This window comes from Devosia sp., from assembly GCF_028290645.1.
Taxonomy (GTDB): domain Bacteria; phylum Pseudomonadota; class Alphaproteobacteria; order Rhizobiales; family Devosiaceae; genus Devosia_A.
This window is the reverse complement of sequence record NZ_JAQGJL010000107.1, coordinates 1-14,971: the sequence shown is the minus strand read 5'-3', so window position 1 is coordinate 14,971 and position 14,971 is coordinate 1. Positions and strand designations below refer to the sequence as shown.

Genomic DNA, 14,971 nt, shown 5'->3' with positions numbered 1-14,971 from the left:
CCGCCTACAAGCCGTCCTCGATGGCACAGCAGACCTCGGTGGGCGAACTGTTCGCCATCATGAGCCTCACCGTGCTGCCGATGATCGTCTTCTACTTCGTGTTCCAGAAGCAAATCCGCAAAGGCATGACCGCCGGCGCTGTCAAATGAGTACGGCGCAGGCCGTCAGTGGGGGGAATCGCATGTCGCAGTGGTTTCGCAAGAGCTTTCGCAAGGTCCATCTTCTCTATGTGTCGCCGCAATGGGCGCAGAACCGGGGCGAGAAATTCGACGCCGTCGCCTATGGCGATGCCTATGAACGCGCCGGGGTCGATTGCGTGCAGCTCTACTGCAAGGACCATCACGGGGTCTGCTACTACCCGAGCTCACTGGGGCTGCAATATCCGCGCGACATCCTCGGTGAGCTATTGCACGAGCTGAAGAAGCGCAACATCAAGCTGATGGCCTATGTCAGCATGTTCTTCGACAACTACGCCATGGGGCTGCACCCGGAATGGCGGGCGGCCAATGAGGCCGGTGACCCACACAAAACCGGTCCGTTCTGGCACGCCTCGGTCTGCTCCCCCTATGCGGAGTTCCTGCTGGCCCAGCTCGAGGAGCTGGCGTCGAACTACGAGGTGGACGGCTACTGGCTCGATATCATCCCGCTGGCCCGACACCTGCCGCAGGAAACCTGGATGATCCAGCCGCATCCAGTGCCGGACTACTCGCTGCACGCGCAGAAGCGCTATCGCGAGATCACCGGCAAGGGCCTGCCCCTGAGGCCGACCGCCGAGGAGACCGACGCGATCTTCGACGTCATGGCTGGTGAGGTCGATGGCTTCATGAACCGCGCCTACGCGGTGCTGCGCAAGCATCGGCCCGATGCGGTGATCACCTACAACGCCGCCGGCGCGCCGGGCGACCCGCTCGATTCCGGCGACCTGATCTCGATAGAAGGGCACGCGCCTCACTACACCCGCCAGAGCTTCATCGCCCGCTGGGCCAAGGGGCAGAGCAAGCCGTTCGAAATGATGACGGCGGGTGGCGTCTCGCGCACCCCGCTGGGCGGCGGCTGGAACGCGCTGGATCAGAAGCCGGCGACGATCCTGCAGCTCGAGGCGGCGATCCTCGTGGCGCAGGCCGGCAACCCGACCATCGGCCAGGTGCCGCTGCCGGACGGATCGACCGATCCCGGCCAGTTCGAAACCTTCGGCAAGGTGTTCCACCCGATCAAGGCGCTCGAACCATGGCTGGTCGGCGCGATCGGGGTATCCGACGTCGGGCTTGTGCTTGCTAGCAAGCCGCGCAAGGCGTCGGCGCACTGGCTGCGGATGTCTGCGTCCGCCGAGGCTGTGCATGAAGCATTGATCGCGCAGCACGTGCAGTACGACATCGTGCGTCTCGACAAGGACATTTCGTCCTATCGCGCCATCGTTCTCGCCGAGCAGACCGCACTCAGCAATGCCGAAGTCGCAAAGCTCCGCGCCTATGTGCAAGGCGGCGGCACGCTGATTGCCGCCGGCAATGCCTCGCTGTTCGACGAGAACGGCATGCAACGAGCCGACTTCGCGCTGGCTGACGTGTTCGGGGTCACCTACGCCGGCGCCGTACTGGCCGACTTCGTCTACCTGACGCTCGACGATGACGCCCTAAAGTCCTCGGTGACGCCGCTCCCCATCCTGGTCGACCAGCCGGCCGTGGCGGTGACGCTGGCCGGTGGCCGGACACTCGGCCGGCTGGCCGAGCCCGAGGCACGACGCACGGACGCGACGACCGTATTGTGGGGCGATGCGCCGCCCGACTGGGAGCGTGCGCATCCAGGCCTCGTAGAGCATCGCTTTGGCGCGGGCGTCTGCCGTTACCTGCCGTTCCCGATCAAGTGCGACGGAATCCCCAACCTGTGGATCAAGCGGCTGGTCGGCGTACTGGTTGCCGGTGCGGTGGCCGATCCGCTCCTCACCACCAATGCCGGCCCGGGCATCGAAGTCACGCTCAACCGGCAGGGCGGGCGGCAGGTGATCCACCTCTGCAATCACCACGCTGGCGATCCCAACCGATTGTCGATCGGGGACAACGTGATGTGGGCTTCCGGCGTCGAGGTGTCGCTCGATCTTGCCCGAGTGGGGCTCAGCGCAGCTAGCTCGGTCTACGCCGCACCTGGAACTCAGCTGGCCCACCGCACGGAAGGCGGCAAGCTGCTGATCACAGTGCCGGACTTCAGTATCCACAGCGTCGTCGTGGTCGAGTAGGGGCGCCGTGTCGCGGCCGATCCTAGAGATTGCCGATCTGAAGGCACTTGCGCGACGACGCGTGCCGCGCATGTTCTTCGATTACGTGGATTCCGGAGCCTATACCGAGGCGACCTACCGCGCTAACGAGGCCGATCTGGCCGCCATCAAACTCAGGCAGCGCGTCGGACGAAAGCTCAGCGACCGGTCGCTGCGCTCGACCATGGTGGGCCAGCCTGTGGCAATGCCGGTGGCTTTGGCACCGACTGGCATTGCCGGAATGCAGCATGCGGATGGCGAAATCCTAGCAGCACAAGCCGCGGAGGAGTTCGGTGTCCCATTCACCCTGTCGACGATGAGCGTCTGCTCGATCGAGGACGTCGCCGCGCGTTGCACGAAGCCGTTCTGGTTCCAGCTTTATTTTATGCGCGACCGAGGCTTCGTCGACGCCCTGATCCAGCGCGCGATGCAGGCGAAGTGCTCGGCCTTGATGGTGACGCTCGATCTGCAGGTGGTCGGTCAGCGGCACAAGGATCTGCGCAACGGCCTGTCGACTCCCCCCCGGCTGGGTCTGTCGACTGCCCTGCAACTGGTAATGCGTCCGCGCTGGTGTGCCCAGATGCTCGCCACCCGGCGTCATCGGCTTGGCAACCTCGTGGGACATGCGAAGGGCGCCGACGACCTGACGTCGATGTCGGCATGGGTCGCCGACCAGTTCGACCTTGAGTTCAGCTGGGAAGACTTGGCCTGGATCCGCCACCGCTGGCCCGGCAAGCTGATCCTCAAGGGCATCATGGACGCCGACGACGCCCATATGGCCGCCTCCACCGGGGCAGATGCCATCATTGTCTCCAACCATGGTGGGCGCCAGCTCGATGGCGCAACCTCGACCATCAGCAAGCTGCCATCGATCGTCGAGGCAGTTGGCGATCGCATCGAGGTGCACATGGACGGAGGAATCCGCTCTGGTCAGGACGTATTTCGCGCTATCGCTCTCGGTGCTCGCGGTACCTACATAGGCCGCCCATTCCTCTACGGGCTCGGCGCGCTCGGCAAGGCCGGCGTCAGGCTGGCGCTCGACATCATTGTCAACGAGCTAGACATGACGATCGCGCTTTGCGGCGAACGGCACATCTCCGAAATTGGGCGGCACAATCTGGAGACAAAGTGAGCTTCAGCTACGCCCATCCGGCACTGATGCTGGCAGACCGTACTCGCGCAAGAGACGTCTCCGCACAAAGCTGATCTCCCCCTAGCCGCGCAAGTTGTGGCTAGCTCGGGCGCTGCCCGATGGCGTCCCGCACCAGCCGGCTCACGGCGTCATCATCGCTTTCGTTCTGCAGTCTCGCATGGTCGATCGCGGCGGCTACCTCATCGTCGACCTGCACGTCCCATAGCCCATCCGGACGCCGAATAGCGGCGCTATATGCCGGCTTTGGCAGCTTTGCCTGGTCGAGGATCAGGCGGTGGGATTCCTCGCTCAGGATCAGTACGCGCATGAGATCGCCACGCTGTTCAAGCATGGGACCAAACCGCTTGTTACGCCGGAGAAGTCCAGTCGCTGTCGATGGTAGTGGGCGCCAGCCCGGTAGTCGGGTCCACGCATCGAGTAAAGCGCGATTGCCGCTCCCGGAGAGATATTATAATAGCATTGGGGCGGGGCTGGAGGAGTCGTGCCAATGCAGGTCGATATGAGGGGGCGGGTGGCCTTGGTCACCGGCGCCGCGGGAACGATCGGGCGCGCCATCGTACGGCGGCTCAGCGATAACGGCGCCAGTCTCGTCGTCGCCGACATCAACCGCGAGGGCGCCGAGGCCTATGCCGCGGAACTGCCGGATGCGCTCGCGGCGGTCATCGACATCTCCAGCAAGGACTCCACCGAAGCCGGTGTGGCCGAGACCATTGCCCGCTACGGGCGGATCGACATCCTCGTAAACAATGCCGGGGTGAACAGCTTCGTCCACCGGGTGAACATAGATGCCTTCCCGCTCGAGGAGTGGGAGCGGATCACCCGCATCGATCTCGATGGACTCTACCTGATGAGCCATGCAGCGCTGCAGCCGATGGTGACGCAGGGCGAAGGCGGGCGGATCATCAACATCGCCTCCGTGGTGGGGCTCGCCGCGATGCGGCTGCAGAGCCCGTTCGTTGCCGCCAAGGCAGGCATCATCCACATGACCCGCTCGATGGCGCTGGAGCTAGGGCCGCAGGGCATCCTAACCAACGCTATCGCGCCCGGCTCGATCATGAGCGAGGGCACGCGCTCGCTGTTCTATGGCACCGACGGCAAGTTCGCGGGGCGGACCGCAGAGTTCATGCAGCATCTGCCGCTTGGCCGCCCCGGCACTCCCGAGGAGATCGCCGAAGCGGTACTGTTCCTCAGTTCGCCGGGCGCCGGTTACATCAACGGCCAGGTGCTGGCCGTCGATGGCGGCTGGACCGCCGGCTACATGATGTGAGGCACAGCATGCGGATCGAACTCCAGAACACCTTCGTCGCGTTGCGCGGGGAGCATAGCCCGCTGTCTGCGGCGGCACTGGACGCGTTGCGGACCAATGGCGCGACGGTCGAAACGGTCGCGCCGATGCCCGACATCCTCCTCGTGTCGCTGCCGCTTTTGCCGGTCGTGGGCTACGATCCCGCACCACTGCTGAAGGCGGCGCGAAGGACGGGCGACGCCATGTTCGCGCGCGGCAGCGGGCGCATCTTGTTTCTCGTCTCTGCGGCGGCTGGCATGCCTATGCGGCGGCATCCGGACTTCTCGGTGGCGATGGCCGGCGTACTGGCGACGGTACGGACGATGGCCATGCAGCTCGGGCCCAAGGTGCTGGTCAACGCCGTCGGCGTCGGCGCAGTCGGCGAGCCGCTGTTGGCGGGTGACGCGGCGATGCTCGGGCATGCTTCGGTGAAGCGGCCGGGATCGGCGGCGGAAGTCACTGACACCGTGCTGTTCTTCTGCGACCCGCTCAACACCTACACTACGGGGCAAATGCTGTCGGTCGACGGTGGATGGAGTGCCGGCTATGGCCGCAATTTCTGAGCATCTCGAACTCCGCACCCGACGGCTCGCGGTCGATCTGGCGCCGGCCATCGGAGGGAGTATCGCCAGTTTTAGGATCGATGGCATCGACGTGATGCGGCCGCTGTCGGATGCCAACCGCAGTGCCGGCAATGTGCTGGGCGTGGCGTCGTTCCCGATGATCCCGTTCGCCAATCGCATCGGCAACAATGCCTTCGAGTTCGAGGGCCGTCGCTACACCTTCGAGGCGAACAATCCGCCCGAAATCTATCACGTGCACGGGACCGCCTGGCACCGGTCGTGGGTCGCGGAACAGGCTGGGCCCAGCGGCGCGGTGCTGACGCTCGAGGTCGCCGATCCAGCATTGTACTCCTACAGTGCAGAGCAGCGCTTCACCCTCACGGACGCCGGGCTCGAGCTGGCGACCAGCGTGACCAATACCGGCACGCGAACCATGCCGTTCGGCTTCGGCCATCACCCGTGGTTCGACCGCGACAGGGATACAACGGTGCAGTTCGGGGCGACGACCCTCCACCTCAACGAGCCGGAAGGGATGATCGGTCAGCGGATAGGCCTGCCGCCGGATGTGTCGTTCAACACCGCGCAGCCGCTCCCGAAGTACTGGCGCTGCACCGACTATGGTGGCTGGGACGGCAGCGCCACCGTCACCTTCCCCAGCCGCGGCGCAGGCATCACCATAAAGGGCGAGGCTCCCTACGGGCACATCATGTTCTACGCTGACCCGGCCGAGAGTTTCTTCTGCGTCGAGCCACAGACCAACGCCTCGGGAGCGTTCAACCGGCCCGAGGGATTTGGCGACCCGCAAGACGGGATCATAGTGCTGGCGCCGGGCGAGAGCACCACGGGGACGCTGAGGTTCGAGGCGTTTCGGGTTTAGGACGCCACCCGCACCGTCTCCGCCTGCGCCGCAGCCACAGCGCGCAGCACACGATCCTCGCCTCCTTCGCCGCGCTTGAACTCATCGACGATGCGGCCGTCGGCGATGGTGAGGCAGCGGTCGCAGAGACCCAGGACTTCCTCGAGCTCGGAGGCAACGATGACCAGCGCTACGCCTTTTTCGGCGAGCTCGACCACCAGGCGGTAGATTTCATGCCGGGTGGCGGCGTCGACGCCCTTGGTCGGCTCGTCCAGAAGGAGCACCTTTGGGGCGCGCATCAGCACGCGGGCGAACAGCAGCTTCTGCTGGTTGCCACCGCTCAGGTGTGCCACCGAGGCTTGCGGAGACGGCGCCTTGACGTTGAGCTGGCGCATCGCTTCGAGGACGGCGCTCTTCTCGCGGTCGGCGCGGACTAGGCCGCGGGCGGACAGCGGCTCCAGATTGCCTATGGTGATGTTGGCGCCGACAGGCAGGTTGAACAGCAGGCCGTCGCGCTTCCTGTCCTCGGTGAGGAGCGCGATGCCGGCGTCGCGCGCGTCGCGGGGCGAGCGGAAATCGATGGGCCTGCCATCGACCTTCACCGTGCCCTCGGCTGGCACGCGGCCGAAGATACCGTGGAGGATTTCGCTACGGCCTGAGCCGAGGAGGCCTGCAAGGCCGACGATCTCGCCCGCGCCCACCGTGAAACTGACATCGCGCGCGCCGTAGATGGCGCCCGGCTTGCCGGCGACCTTGAGATGCTCGACCGTCAGCATCGGTTGGGCGCCAGCTGGCGCTTCGTGCCGCGGGAACAGCTTCTGCAACCGCTGGCCAGACATGGCGAAGATGAAGCGCTCCTCGTCGAACTCATCGCGGCCGAGTTCCGAGGCCACGCGTCCATCGCGCAGCACGGTAGCGCGGTCGCAAACCTCCAGCACCTCGGGCAGCCGGTGAGTGATGTAGATCATGGTGACGCCCTGCCGCTTCAGCCGGCGGAGGACTTCCGACAGCGCCTCAACCTTGGTGCCGGAGAGAGAGGCGGTCGGCTCGTCGAGCATCAAGACGCGCGGCTTCAGCGCCAGCGCGCGGGCTATCATCACCAGGTGGCGCTGCGCCGAGGTGAGAGAGGCGACGATAGCCTTGGGGTCGATGGTAAGGCCGAGATCATCGAGGATGGCCCGGGTGCGGTCCTCGAGCTTGCGGCGATTGATCAGCACGCCCTCGCCCAGCCCGGTGTGGCCGGCAAAGACGTTCTCAGCCACCGAGAGCTGTTCCAGCACCTCGACCTCCTGCGGCACATAGCCGACGCCGGCGGCCCGCGCTTCGGCGGGCGACGCGAAGCTCACTGTTTTGCCGGCCAACGCAATCTCGCCAGTGTAGGAGCCGGCAGGGTGCACGCCGTTGAGGATCTTCACCATCGTCGATTTGCCGGCGCCATTCTGGCCGAGCAGCGCGTGGATCTCACCTGGCAGCACGTTGAAATCCACGCCGCGCAAGGCCTGCACGCCGGCAAAGGCCTTGACGATGCCGCGGGCGGAAAAGATCGGGTCCATGGTCGCAGTCTCGGCTGGAAAGGGATAACCGCGCCGGTCCCCCTGGTAAGGACCGGCGCGGCACGAGGGATGGCTTACTGGCCGGCGCTTTCAAGCATTTTGTAATAGGGGTCGAGATCGGCTGCCGTGATCACTTTGGAGGGCAGCACGTTCATGTAGGTAACGGTCTTGCCCCGGGCGAGATCGCCGAGCAGTTCGGCCACCTTGGCGCTTTCCTCGTAGAGAGGCTGCGCCTAGATACCGTAGGCGGCGCCGGACTTCACCAGGTCGAGTTTCTGGCGGATGTAGTCCATGCCGATGATCACCACGTCGCGGCCAGCCTTGCGGGCCGCGCCCGACCAGGTCTGGATCGAGTTGCCGGTGGTGCCGAACGCTGCGTTAACGTCGGGGTTGCCCTGGAGGATCGCGATGGCCTTGCCCTCGGCCGCCGACGGCTCAAAGCCTTCCATCTGGGTCTCGAGCACTTTGATGTCCGGGTACTTTTCCGCGATGGTCTTGCGGAAAGCGTCGGACATGGCGTTCTCAGTGTCGTTCGAGGCACCTTGGGTCAGGGCGATGGTACCCTTGCCGCCGAGTTTGTCTCCAATGGCGATCGCGGCATTGGTGCCGGCAGCCGCGATATCCTGCGCGGCGGCGGCCATCAGGCCATCGACCGTGCCCTCGGGCGGCAGCACGTGCCAGGAGACGACCGGCATGCCCTCTTTGCCGAGCTTGGTGATGTACGAGTAGATCGCCGGATCGGGACCATAGACGCCCACGGCGTTGAACTTGGTGCGCGAGAGCGCAGCTTCGGCGAGCGGCAGGGTCGCCGGGATATCCCAGTTGGTGGCGGACGGGTCGCCCACCACTTCGCAGGTGTAGCCGAGCTCCTTACACTTATCGAGGAAGCCCGCCTGCATCAGCCGATGCACCGGGTGATCCTTCATTGCCTGCACCCAAAGCAGGTTCACGTCGGCCGCGTAGCTGACGCCCGCCGTGCCCATGCTGGCGACCAGCGCCGCAGTGCCGAGCAGCCCTTTGACTACAGTCCTCTTCGAGATGTTCATGGTTCCTCTCCTCCATTTGCCCGCGATTGTGCGTGGTGCTGAACGTCGTGCCGGCAGGGCCTAGGCCCCGGTATTGCTCTTGGTTCTGGATTTCTTGGCTGCGGCGGTCTTGGCGCCTGCGCCAACGGTGAAGTAGCGGCGGCGCAAGATGTCGAGGCCGACGGCGAGCACCATGATCACCCCCACCGCGATCTGTTGCCAATTCGAGTTGACGCCGATGACCACGAGGCCGGATTGCACCACCTTGAGCATCAGGATGCCGACGACGCCGCCAGCGATGGTCCCAGCGCCGCCGAACAGGCTGACGCCGCCGACCACCACACCGGCGATGACGATGAGCTCCCAACCGGAACCGATCGAGGTGGTACCGCTCTGCAGGTCGGCCATCACGAACATCCCCGCGATAGCCGACAGAGCACCGACGGTGATGAAGGCGCCGATCTTGTAGATGGTGGTGTTGATGCCGACGAGCCGGGCCACTTCCGTGTTGCCGCCGGTGGCGTAGAGGTTGCGGCCCAGCACGGTGCGGCGCAGCACGAAATCGGCGACGACGGCCGCGACGATGAAGAAGGCAAAGCTCCAGCCGAGCCCGAAAGCGATGGCGCTCATGCCGAAATCGGTGACTTCCTTGGGCAGCGGATAGACTGGGTAGCCGCCGGTCACCAACTGGATCAGCCCCTGCCCTATGAACAGCATGCCAAGCGTCTGGATGAAGGCCGGTATCCTGAATCTAACGACGATGATGCCGTTGATCAGGCCGATGAATGCGCCGACGCCCATGCCGCCGAGGATCGCGAGCGGGACAGGCCAAGCGAGCAACGTCATGAGTTGCGCCGCAACCACGGCAGAGACGCCAGCCACCGAGCCCACCGACAGATCGAACTCGCCGGCCACCAATAGGATGGTCTGGCCGATGGCAATGATGCCCACGAAGGAGACGACGTTGAGGATGGCGCGGATGTTGCGCTCGGACAGGAAGGCCGGCTGCATGAAGTAGAAGAACGCCACCAGCAGCAGCAGCGCCGCTATCACCCCGACTTCGCCGACGGCGATGAACGCAATCACCCGGTTGCGCAGCGAGGGCGCAGTCAAGGGTTCAATCGTGGCTGGCGCCGCGCTGTTCATGCATATCCTCCCTGCAGGCGGCGCTGTTGCGGGAGCCTCCCGGTCAGCGCTTCGCCACACCCTCATCAGCTATTATACTATTATAAGTGTCAATACCTCTCGTGTAGTGGTCTGGCCACCTTCGTTTCGAAACCACAGTCGCTACTCACGCAAATGGTACCGGAACCATTTGATATGGTCAAAGGAAATGGTACTGAACCCGAGCGACTCGTTGTGCTGGCGCTACGCAGCGCTCGCGACTATGATTCCTGCGGAATTTGAGGAACCGCATGGCCAACTCGGATGACGGCGGCGAGAAGAAGCCGCTGGAGCGGTTGGGGGTGCGCGAGATCGCCAAGCGCGTCGGCGTCGCGCCGATGACGGTTTCACGCGTGCTCTCCAACCCCGACATGGTCGCTCCCGCAACTCGAGCGAAGGTGCTGGAGGCGATCGAGGCCGCCGGCTTCGTGCCCAACCGGCTTGCCTCGAGCATGAAGGGCACTGGCCGGATGATCGGCACCGTGGTGCCGCCGCTGATCAACTCCGGTATCGCCGAACAGGTTCAGGGCATGTCCGACGAGTGCCAGCAGGGCGGCTATTCGATGTTGCTAGTGCAGGGCGAATTCACCACCGAAGCCGAAGAGGCCTCGATCCGCACCCTGCTCGGCTGGCGCCCCGCCGGGATGATCCTCCAGAGCTTCGTGCAGAGCGAGGTGGCGCGGCAACTCCTGGTGTCGAGCGGGGCGCCGGTGGTCGAGATTTCGGAGATCAAGGGCCGGCATCCGATCGACATGGTGGTCGGCGTTTCGAACTTCGAAACCGCCTACGCCATGACCATGCATCTCGCGGCCAAGGGCTACAAACGCATCGGCTTCGTCTCAACGCCGATCCACGGCAACGACCGGTTGCAGCAGCGCCGCACCGGCTATCACGCGGCGCTCACCGAACTCGGGATCAAGAACCACGCCTCGATGGAAGTGGAGGTACCGATCACCGCCGCGGGCGGCGCACAGGCGCTGGTGACGCTCACCGAGCGGCACAGGGATATCGACGCGATCTTCTTTTCGTCCGACACGCTGGCCATCGGCGCGGTGCAGGAATGCCACCGCCGCGGCTGGGCCATCCCCGACCGCATCGGCATCGCCGGTTATGGCGACATGGATCTTGCAGCGCAGCTCTATCCGCCACTGACCACGGTGAAGGTGAACCGCTACGAGATGGGGCGGCGCGCGGTCCGGCAGCTTCTGGACCGGCTCGGCGGCAAGCAGAAGCTGGCGACGATCACGAGCCTGGGGTTCGAGATTGTCGATCGCGAAAGCGCTTAGCTCTTTTTCCTGGCCTTGTTTTGGGCGTCGGTACCCAGCCGCTGTTCCCAGCCCTCGGTGTGGACGTTCAGGTAGGCGTTTGGATCGTATGGATGCTCCTTGATGGCATCGATATTGAGATCGATGCCGAGACCCGGCGCGTCGGGCAGCGACAGGTGGCCGTTGCTGGGGTCGATGCTCGGCCGCCAGGTGACGAGGTCGAACGGCCACGCATCGTTGAAGGCGTCGAAGTGCTCCTGGATCAGGAAGTTCGGCACTGCGGCCGCAAGTTGCAGGCACACCGCCGTTGCCACCGGACCGCCGCTCTGGTGGGGGGCGATGTAGCTGCCATGGGCAAGCGCCAGGTTTGCCACCTGCATTGAAGGGCCGATGCCCCCCAGTGACATCGGTTCGGGCTGGAAGATGTTCACCCCGCCACCGGCGGCCAGCGAATAGAACTGGCCGACCGTGTCGTACATTTCGCCGGTTGCCACTGGTATCGGCGAGCGGTGCGCCACTTCGTGCACCGTTTCCTGCCGGTCGCGCGAAGTCGGCTCTTCCCACCAGTAGATGTCGAGGTCGGCGAAGCGTTCGGCCGCCTGCAGCGCCGCAATCTCGGTGAAGCGCGCGTGCACGTCTATGAGAATGCGGGTGTCGGCCGGCAGCTTGTCACGCAGCCTGCGGCAGATCTCGTAGCTGAGCTCGAGCTCGTCGCGCGAGATGAAGCCCTGTGCGGTGCCGAAGGGATCGAGTTTGAAGGCCTTGAAGCCCTTGGCGAGGACGGCCCTGGCCGCGTCGAGGAAGGTCTCGGGGGCACGCTCGGTGCGGTACCAGCCATTGGCGTACCCGAGCACGGTGTCGCGCACCTGCCCTCCCAGCAGCTGGTGGATCGGCACGCCGAGGCTCCTGCCGAGAATGTCCCAGCAGGCGACTTCGACTGCGGCGATCACCGTCCGGTGGATGTGGCCGCCATCGAGCGACACGCTGTCGAGCATGCGCTTAGCTAGCGAACTGATGCGGCGCGGGTCCTGCCCGATGGCGAGGTGCTTCAGCTCATGCGCCCCCGCCTCGGGTGGTGGCGATGAAGCCGTTCAGCGTGCCCTCGCCGATGCCATGGATGCCGGCATCGGTATGCACCTTAACGAACAGCCAGTTCTTCCAGCCCGCCCCGACGGTGAAGGTCTCGATCTCGGTGATTTTCACGTGTTCTCCTCCGCCGGGACTGCTGCCATTAAACCGGCCCTACCACCCACTCGATGTGGTAGCTCAATCGAGCGCTGCAATTCTCTCAACGACAGCCTCGACCGTCAGCCCATACTTTTGCTGCAGCGTCGGCACGGCGCCGCATTCGATGTAGCGGTCGGGCAGGCCTATCCGTGTCACCTTCTTCGATATCCCGGCATCGAACAAAGTCTCGACCACGAGGCTGGCGAGCCCGCCGACCACCACGTGGTTCTCGGCCGTTACGACGCTGCCGACCGATGCGGCAAACTCGGCAACCGCATGTGTATCGAACGGCTTGATCGTCGGGACGTGGAGCACGCCCACCGAGATGCCCCGCTTTTCCAGCGCCGTGGCGGCATCGATCGCTCGTTCGCTCATCAGGCCGGTTGAGATGATGCCGACATCCATGCCGTCGCGGAGCTTCCGCGCCTTGCCGATCTCGAACTTGTAGCCCGGCTCGAGCACCACCGGCACAGTACCGCGCAGCAAACGCATATAGACTGGGCCCGGATGGTCAGACATCGCGACCGTCGCGGCGTCGATCTCGGTGGCGTCCATCGGGTCGATAATGGTCAGCCCCGGGATCATCCGCATCAGCGCCAGATCTTCGATGGCCTGGTGCGTGCCCCCGTAGCCTGTCGTGAGTCCCGGCAGGCCGGCGATGATCTTCACGTCCAGGTTGGAATGGGCCAGCGCGATGGCGACGAAATCGAAGGCACGGCGGCTGGCGAACACGCCATAGGTGGTGGCGAAGGGCTGCTTCCCCGTCCGCGCCAGCCCCGCAGCCACTGCGACGAGATTCTGCTCGGCCATGCCGACATTGAAGAAGCGATGGGGATGGGCGTCGCGGAACGGGTGGATGTCGGTGTACTTGCCGAGATCGGCGGTGAGCCCGACGATGTTCTTCCGCTGCTGCCCGATGCGGGCGAGTGCCTTGCCGAACGGCGCGTCGATGGACTTGCGGCCACCGCGGGCGGCCTCGTTTTCGCCCATGGCCAGCGTCCGGCCGGCTTCCATCGCGGCGGTCATTGGCCGGCTCCCACGCTCTTTTCGAACTCGTCGATGATCGAGTCCCACTGGCTGACGTCGACGCGGAAGAAGTGCGATTTCTCGCTCTGCTCGATTCGCCGCACGCCTTTGCCGGGTAGGGTTCTCAGCACAATGGCCTTGGGCTTGCCGTTGCGCTGGCGCGCCTTAGCCAGTGTCGCGACGACGGCGTCCATGTCGTTGCCGTCGATCTCGAAAGTCTCCCAGCCGAAGCTGGTCCACTTGTCGGCCACCGGCTCCATGTCGAGCACCACGGGACCATCGGCCTGGATGCCGTTGCAGTCGACGAGCGCCACCAGCCCGTCAAGGCGGAAGTGGCTCGCCGACATGGCGGCCTCCCAGGTCGAGCCCTCCTGCATTTCGCCGTCGGAGAGTTCGACGAAGACCCGAGCATCGGAGCCATCGAGCCTGAGGCCGAGCGCCTGACCCACCCCCTGCCCCAGCCCGTGGCCGAGCGAGCCGCCGATCACTTCGACGCCCGGCGTTGTATCGAGCGTCGACATTTCGAGCCGGCTGTTATCGGCGCCGTAGGTAACGAGCTCCTCGACCGGGATGATCCCAGCCTCGGCGAGCGCCGCCCAAAGCGCGATCGAATAATGGCCGGTGGACAGCAGGAAGCGGTCGCGGTCGGCCCAGCCGAGGTTCTGCGGGTCGTAGCGCAGTTCGTGGAAATAGAGCGCCGTGAGCGTATCGGCGATGCCGAGCCCTTGGCCGATGTAGCCGGCGCCCTGGCCACGGGCCATGGTCAGCATGTGGCGGCGGAGGACGGTGGCGCGCGCCTTGAGGGCGCCAGTATCGGCCTCCGCAGGAGGCGAATTGCGGTTCATCTGATCAATCCTTGTCGAGGCCGCCGGACATGTTGAGCCGCTCGGCGGTCATGTATTTCGGCGCATCGAGGCAAAGCCACACCACCGACTCCGCCACCTCGGCGATCTCGGCGCGGCGGCCGAGCGGCACGCGGCGGGTGCGCTCGTCGAGGAAGGCCTGGAGGTCGGCGCTGCGGCCGTTGACGCGGGCCAGTTCGACCTCGGTCGAGCGCTGCATCTCGGTGTCCATCATGCCCGGGGCCAGCGAGTTCACCAGCCCGCCATAGGGCGCCATCGCCACCGCCAGCGCGCGGGTGATCGAGTCCACGCCCGCCTTGCTGGCAGTGTAAGCCGTGTAGTCGGGCAGCGCCATGCGCGAGCCCGGCGAGGTGATGTTGACGATGCGGCCAGAACGTTGATCGCGCATCACTCGGCCCGCCGCCTTGCAGGCCATGGCCAGCGCCGTGACGTTGAGCGCCAGCGTGCGGGTCCAGGACTTGAAGCTGCTGTCGAGAAAGGGCTCGATCACCCCGTATCCGGCATTGTTGACCAGAATGTCGATGCCGCCCCACCGCTCGACGACCCTGCCCACCGCCGCTTCGGGCGCCCCTTCGAGGGTAAAATCCCCGACGATCTCCAGCGCCTCGCTACCGGCCGCCGACACCAGCCGCGCCGTCTCGGCGGTGCCTGCCGCATTGATGTCGGCGATCCCGACCGCGCAGCCCCGCGCACCCAGTTGGATGGCGATCTCGCGCCCCAGGCCACCGGCAGCACCCGTCACC

At 65.2% G+C, this 14,971-nt stretch carries 16 protein-coding genes; 6 read left to right on the top strand and 10 right to left on the bottom strand.

Going from position 1 to position 14,971, the window contains the following annotated elements; all coding sequences use genetic code 11:
- Positions 1-181: 181 nt before the first annotated feature.
- Positions 182-2,230 carry an alpha-amylase family protein gene (locus JWQ89_RS06280; RefSeq protein WP_299639368.1) on the top strand — a complete coding sequence of 683 codons (2,049 nt, stop codon included), beginning with the start codon at positions 182-184 and terminating at the stop codon, positions 2,228-2,230.
- Positions 2,231-2,237: 7 nt separating this feature from the next.
- Positions 2,238-3,380: an alpha-hydroxy acid oxidase gene (locus JWQ89_RS06275; protein WP_299639366.1), complete on the top strand. Its 1,143-nt coding sequence runs from the start codon at positions 2,238-2,240 to the stop codon at positions 3,378-3,380.
- 100 nt (positions 3,381-3,480) lie between these two features.
- Here the strand turns inward: JWQ89_RS06275 and JWQ89_RS06270 are convergent, their stop codons facing one another.
- Entirely contained in the window at positions 3,481-3,732 is a 252-nt protein-coding gene (locus JWQ89_RS06270) for a hypothetical protein (protein WP_299639365.1), read from the bottom strand.
- A 156-nt stretch (positions 3,733-3,888) separates the two neighbouring features.
- Between JWQ89_RS06270 and JWQ89_RS06265 the strand changes: the two genes are divergently transcribed.
- From JWQ89_RS06265 to JWQ89_RS06255, 3 genes are read left to right on the top strand one after another with little or no spacing between them, the layout of a single operon-like run.
- Positions 3,889-4,668 (top strand): SDR family NAD(P)-dependent oxidoreductase, encoded by a 780-nt coding sequence (locus JWQ89_RS06265; protein ID WP_299639363.1) that lies wholly within the window; start codon positions 3,889-3,891, stop codon positions 4,666-4,668.
- 8 nt (positions 4,669-4,676) lie between these two features.
- On the top strand, positions 4,677-5,249 hold the full coding sequence (locus tag JWQ89_RS06260; protein WP_299639361.1) for an SDR family oxidoreductase: 573 nt from the start codon (positions 4,677-4,679) through the stop codon (positions 5,247-5,249).
- Positions 5,233-6,126, top strand: coding sequence for an aldose 1-epimerase (locus JWQ89_RS06255; RefSeq protein WP_299639358.1), 894 nt, complete (start codon positions 5,233-5,235; stop codon positions 6,124-6,126). Before JWQ89_RS06260 ends, JWQ89_RS06255 begins: the two co-directional genes overlap by 17 nt.
- Here JWQ89_RS06255 and JWQ89_RS06250 read toward each other — a convergent pair.
- The 4 genes from JWQ89_RS06250 to JWQ89_RS06235 all read right to left on the bottom strand — a co-directional run bounded on the left by JWQ89_RS06250 (position 6,123) and on the right by JWQ89_RS06235 (position 9,796).
- Positions 6,123-7,658, bottom strand: coding sequence for a sugar ABC transporter ATP-binding protein (locus JWQ89_RS06250; protein ID WP_299639356.1), 1,536 nt, complete (start codon positions 7,656-7,658; stop codon positions 6,123-6,125). The genes JWQ89_RS06255 and JWQ89_RS06250 overlap by 4 nt on opposite strands.
- Positions 7,659-7,732: 74 nt before the next feature.
- Entirely contained in the window at positions 7,733-7,861 is a 129-nt protein-coding gene (locus tag JWQ89_RS06245; protein WP_299639354.1) for a hypothetical protein, read from the bottom strand.
- Between the two features lie 30 nt (positions 7,862-7,891).
- A complete protein-coding gene (locus tag JWQ89_RS06240; RefSeq protein WP_299639352.1) occupies positions 7,892-8,704 on the bottom strand; it encodes a substrate-binding domain-containing protein in 813 nt (270 codons plus the stop codon).
- Between the two features lie 60 nt (positions 8,705-8,764).
- Positions 8,765-9,796 (bottom strand): ABC transporter permease, encoded by a 1,032-nt coding sequence (locus tag JWQ89_RS06235; RefSeq protein ID WP_299639350.1) that lies wholly within the window; start codon positions 9,794-9,796, stop codon positions 8,765-8,767.
- A 302-nt stretch (positions 9,797-10,098) separates the two neighbouring features.
- Here JWQ89_RS06235 and JWQ89_RS06230 point away from each other — a divergent pair, with 302 nt between their 5' ends.
- Positions 10,099-11,133, top strand: a complete 1,035-nt coding sequence (locus JWQ89_RS06230; protein ID WP_299639348.1) for a LacI family DNA-binding transcriptional regulator — start codon at positions 10,099-10,101, stop codon at positions 11,131-11,133.
- Here JWQ89_RS06230 and JWQ89_RS06225 read toward each other — a convergent pair.
- The 5 genes from JWQ89_RS06225 to JWQ89_RS06205 all read right to left on the bottom strand — a co-directional run bounded on the left by JWQ89_RS06225 (position 11,130) and on the right by JWQ89_RS06205 (position 14,970).
- A complete protein-coding gene (locus tag JWQ89_RS06225) occupies positions 11,130-12,107 on the bottom strand; it encodes a mandelate racemase/muconate lactonizing enzyme family protein (protein WP_299639347.1) in 978 nt (325 codons plus the stop codon). The two genes, JWQ89_RS06230 and JWQ89_RS06225, sit on opposite strands and share 4 nt — an antisense overlap.
- A gap of 58 nt (positions 12,108-12,165) precedes the next feature.
- Entirely contained in the window at positions 12,166-12,315 is a 150-nt protein-coding gene (locus JWQ89_RS06220) for a hypothetical protein (protein ID WP_299639345.1), read from the bottom strand.
- Between the two features lie 63 nt (positions 12,316-12,378).
- On the bottom strand, positions 12,379-13,365 hold the full coding sequence (locus tag JWQ89_RS06215; protein WP_299639344.1) for a transketolase C-terminal domain-containing protein: 987 nt from the start codon (positions 13,363-13,365) through the stop codon (positions 12,379-12,381).
- On the bottom strand, positions 13,362-14,210 hold the full coding sequence (locus tag JWQ89_RS06210; RefSeq protein WP_299639342.1) for a transketolase: 849 nt from the start codon (positions 14,208-14,210) through the stop codon (positions 13,362-13,364). The genes JWQ89_RS06215 and JWQ89_RS06210 overlap by 4 nt, the downstream gene beginning before the upstream one ends.
- Before the next feature lie 4 nt (positions 14,211-14,214).
- Positions 14,215-14,970: an SDR family oxidoreductase gene (locus tag JWQ89_RS06205; RefSeq protein ID WP_299639340.1), complete on the bottom strand. Its 756-nt coding sequence runs from the start codon at positions 14,968-14,970 to the stop codon at positions 14,215-14,217.
- Position 14,971 lies beyond the last annotated feature (1 nt).

Coding starts and splice junctions, on each gene's coding strand:
- JWQ89_RS06280 (WP_299639368.1), top strand. CDS start 182: ATGTCGCAGTGGTTTCGCAAGAGCTTTCGCAAGGTCCATCTTCTCTAT.
- JWQ89_RS06270 (WP_299639365.1), bottom strand. CDS start 3,732: ATGCTTGAACAGCGTGGCGATCTCATGCGCGTACTGATCCTGAGCGAG.
- JWQ89_RS06265 (WP_299639363.1), top strand. CDS start 3,889: ATGCAGGTCGATATGAGGGGGCGGGTGGCCTTGGTCACCGGCGCCGCG.
- JWQ89_RS06260 (WP_299639361.1), top strand. CDS start 4,677: ATGCGGATCGAACTCCAGAACACCTTCGTCGCGTTGCGCGGGGAGCAT.
- JWQ89_RS06255 (WP_299639358.1), top strand. CDS start 5,233: ATGGCCGCAATTTCTGAGCATCTCGAACTCCGCACCCGACGGCTCGCG.
- JWQ89_RS06250 (WP_299639356.1), bottom strand. CDS start 7,658: ATGGACCCGATCTTTTCCGCCCGCGGCATCGTCAAGGCCTTTGCCGGC.
- JWQ89_RS06240 (WP_299639352.1), bottom strand. CDS start 8,704: ATGAACATCTCGAAGAGGACTGTAGTCAAAGGGCTGCTCGGCACTGCG.
- JWQ89_RS06230 (WP_299639348.1), top strand. CDS start 10,099: ATGGCCAACTCGGATGACGGCGGCGAGAAGAAGCCGCTGGAGCGGTTG.
- JWQ89_RS06225 (WP_299639347.1), bottom strand. CDS start 12,107: ATGCTCGACAGCGTGTCGCTCGATGGCGGCCACATCCACCGGACGGTG.
- JWQ89_RS06215 (WP_299639344.1), bottom strand. CDS start 13,365: ATGACCGCCGCGATGGAAGCCGGCCGGACGCTGGCCATGGGCGAAAAC.
- JWQ89_RS06210 (WP_299639342.1), bottom strand. CDS start 14,210: ATGAACCGCAATTCGCCTCCTGCGGAGGCCGATACTGGCGCCCTCAAG.